This window comes from Protofrankia sp. Cr1, assembly GCF_963555865.1.
Classification (GTDB): domain Bacteria; phylum Actinomycetota; class Actinomycetes; order Frankiales; family Frankiaceae; genus Protofrankia.
This window is the reverse complement of sequence record NZ_CAUVXO010000202.1, coordinates 1-2,928: the sequence shown is the minus strand read 5'-3', so window position 1 is coordinate 2,928 and position 2,928 is coordinate 1. Positions and strand designations below refer to the sequence as shown.

3 protein-coding genes are annotated in these 2,928 nt (G+C 68.0%); 1 reads left to right on the top strand and 2 read right to left on the bottom strand.

Annotation, left to right across the window (positions count from 1 at the left end):
- Both U9980_RS16020 and U9980_RS16015 read right to left on the bottom strand, forming a co-directional pair.
- Nucleotides 1–1,562 (bottom strand): SpoIIE family protein phosphatase (locus U9980_RS16020; protein WP_322768651.1); only part of this gene is annotated, 1,562 nt, incomplete at its 3' end.
- Nucleotides 1,563–1,776: 214 nt separating this feature from the next.
- A complete protein-coding gene (locus tag U9980_RS16015; protein ID WP_322751274.1) occupies nucleotides 1,777–2,421 on the bottom strand; it encodes a TetR/AcrR family transcriptional regulator in 645 nt (214 codons plus the stop codon).
- Between the two features lie 80 nt (nucleotides 2,422–2,501).
- On the opposite strand from U9980_RS16015, the gene U9980_RS16010 reads away from it, so the two are divergent.
- Nucleotides 2,502–2,909, top strand: a complete 408-nt coding sequence (locus U9980_RS16010; protein ID WP_322751275.1) for a limonene-1,2-epoxide hydrolase family protein — start codon at nucleotides 2,502–2,504, stop codon at nucleotides 2,907–2,909.
- Nucleotides 2,910–2,928: the final 19 nt, after the last annotated feature.

Below are 2,928 nucleotides of genomic sequence, written 5' to 3'. Positions count from 1 at the left end.
CCGTCGGTGTACAGGGCGAGGGTGGATCCGGCGGGGAACCGGTGATGTGTTTCGGTGAACGTCTGCTCGTCGACGCCGAGGATGATCCCGTTGGCGTCGTCGAGGAGTTCGGCGGTGCCATCAGGATGGCGCAGGGCCGGGGGCAGGTGGCCGCCGTTGACCACGGTCAGGGTGGCGCCGGCCGGGTCCCAGATCACGTACAGCACGCTGGCGAAGGTTTCGATGCTCCGGGTGACGGCGTCGAGCTCGGTCATCACGGCGGCGGGGGGCAGGTCGAGACGGGCGAGGGCCCGGGCGGTGGTGCGCAGCTGCCCCATGGCGGCGGCGGCGCCCAGGCCACGGCCCATGACGTCGCCGATGACCAGCGCGACCTGTCCGGCCCGCAACGGGAGGACATCGAACCAGTCGCCACCCACCTCGGTGCCGCTGGTGCCGGGTTGGTAGCGCCACGCCAGTTCGAGACCTCCCACGGTTGGGATGTCGCGAGGCATGAGCGCGTGTTGCAGCGTCAACGCGGCGGTTCGCTGGTGGTCGAAGGCACGCGCATTCGCGATCGCGCTCGCGATCCGGCTCCCCAGTTCCGCCGCGGTCTGGACATCCTGCTCGCCGTAGGGCCGCGCCGCGGTGACGCCGAACCCCACGCTTCCGAGGTACTCCCCGCCGACCAGCAGCGGCACCACGATCCCGGACCGAAGCCGGAAGTGCCGGATCACCGCGGCTACGCGCGGCGCGGGGGAGGCGTCGAACAGCCTGTCGTCGATGTCGATGCGGACCGGTTGACCGGTGACGAACACCTGCCCCGGTGGACGCCCCTTTACATTGATCATTTCGCCCGGCTGTGGAAGGTCCAGATCGGGAGGCGGTCGGGGTAGATCCGAGGAGTGGGCCCATACGACCCGGCGGAGCATGAGCGGGTCGGGGTCGGCATCCAGGGGATAGGGCTCGTCGGCCAGGTACAACTCGCAGATGTCGGCGAACTCCGGGACGACGAGCGTGACTATCTCCCGGACCGTTGCGGACAGGTCCAGCGACGCGCCGAGCAGCCCGCTCGCCCGGCTCAGTAGCAGCAGCCGCCGCTCCACCGCGTCGCGTTCGGCCTGCGCGCGGTGTTCGTCGGTCACGTCCACCGCTGCCACACCCATCGCGACCCTGGCTCCTGTCGAGTCGTGAAGAGGGTAGCGGCAGACCCGCAGGACACGCTGGTCCGACGGGTCCGACGGCATCGCCGTGGTCACCTCATCGTCGATTATCGCCTCACCGGTCGCCATGACCAGGCGGTCCAGCTCCGCATTGACAGGGTCGAGGTCCGGGAACAACTCGGACACACGCCTGCCGATCGCTTTCTCGGCGGACAGGCCGAAGGCCCTGACCCAGGCCTGGTTCACGGCTCGGATCCGCAGGCCGCGATCGATGACCGACAGTATGATCGGCGCCGCGTCGAACACCTGCGAACAGAGCAGCACCTCTTCCCAGCGGCCCGATGTCGGCGGGACGGGCCAGCCAGGCCGAGACGTACGAAGGTCCTCGGGCGCCTGACCGCCGGGCTGCGGCATCGGGTTCATGTCGGGACCGGTCCTGCCAGGGACATGAGCTGCCGGTCGTCGCCGGAGGCTCGGGCGGGTAGAGACGCGTACAAGTGTGGGACACGTCCATCTTCTGCGCGAACGGGAACACCGGCACCGCAACGGCACCGCAACGGCACCTGGCGGTGGGGGGTGGCTCTAGGGCATATCTGATGGATCATCGCCCGCATCGACCAACATCCATCAGCACGCCCTAGCGGTTGGTGACTTTCAGTCCCGTGAGTAGCTGGTCCACGGCGGCAACGGCTTGGTCCTTCGCGGCGGCCGGGTCGTCGGCGCTGGCGATGAACAGGGCCGCCTCGTCAATGGCGGCGAGCAGGATGTGGGCGAGAGCGTTGAGTGGTTGGGCTGGCACGGTTCCCTCTGTCACCGCGAGGTCGAGGAGGGCGTGGATCGCGCCGAGTCCGTAGCGTTCTTCGATCGCTCGCCATTCACGCCAGCCGAGGACGGCGGGTCCGTCGATCAGCAGGATGCGCTGTACCTCGGGTTGGAGTGACGCGTCGAGGAATCCCAGGAGGCCGTGCCGGAGGCGGGCGAGGGCGTCGCCGCTGCTGCTGGTGGTGGCGGTATCCGCCGCGGCGAGGACGTCCTCCTCAACTTGCTCGAAGACAGTGAGGAACAGCGCCTTCTTGTCGGCGAAGTGGTGGTAGAGCGCCCCTCTGGTGCCGACGCCGGCCGCCGCGACGACTTCCTCGGTGCTGGTGTCGAAGTAGCCCTTCTCGACGAACAGCCGCCGGGCCGCCGCGACCAGGGCGGAGCGCGTGGCCTCCGCGCGTTCCGCGACCAGCGCCGCTCGCACGGCACTGCGGGATGTCGACGTCCGTTGACCGCTGTCCACCTCTCCAGTATGGTCCGCCTACAGGTTGTATGGGCAACATACAGTCTGTATGTCACTGAGTGTATCGAAGTGGGGACGTAATGAGTGACTCAGCCCGTATCGTCCGCGAGTTCTGCGACCTGATGGCCAAGCGTGACCCTGCTCTGCTGCGGCCGTTTCTCGCCGGGGACGCCGTCTACCAGAACACCGGCATGCCTGCGGCCGTCGGCGCCGCAGCCGTGCTGGACGACCTCGCCGGCCAGTTCGCCATGTTTCCCGACGCCTACGAGTACAAAATGATTAATATGGCGGTCGATGGCGACGTGGTCCTCACTGAACGCCTTGACATGATCCGGACTCCTGACGGTGTGAGGGGCGTTCCGGTCATGGGTACCTTCGTCGTCCGTGACGGTGTAATCACCCGGTGGACCGACTACTTGGACACAGCGCTGCCCGCCAAGATGATGAGCGGCGCGGACACCAGCGCGCTGGTCCCCGCGACCTACTGACCATCGACCTGGCGCGGCC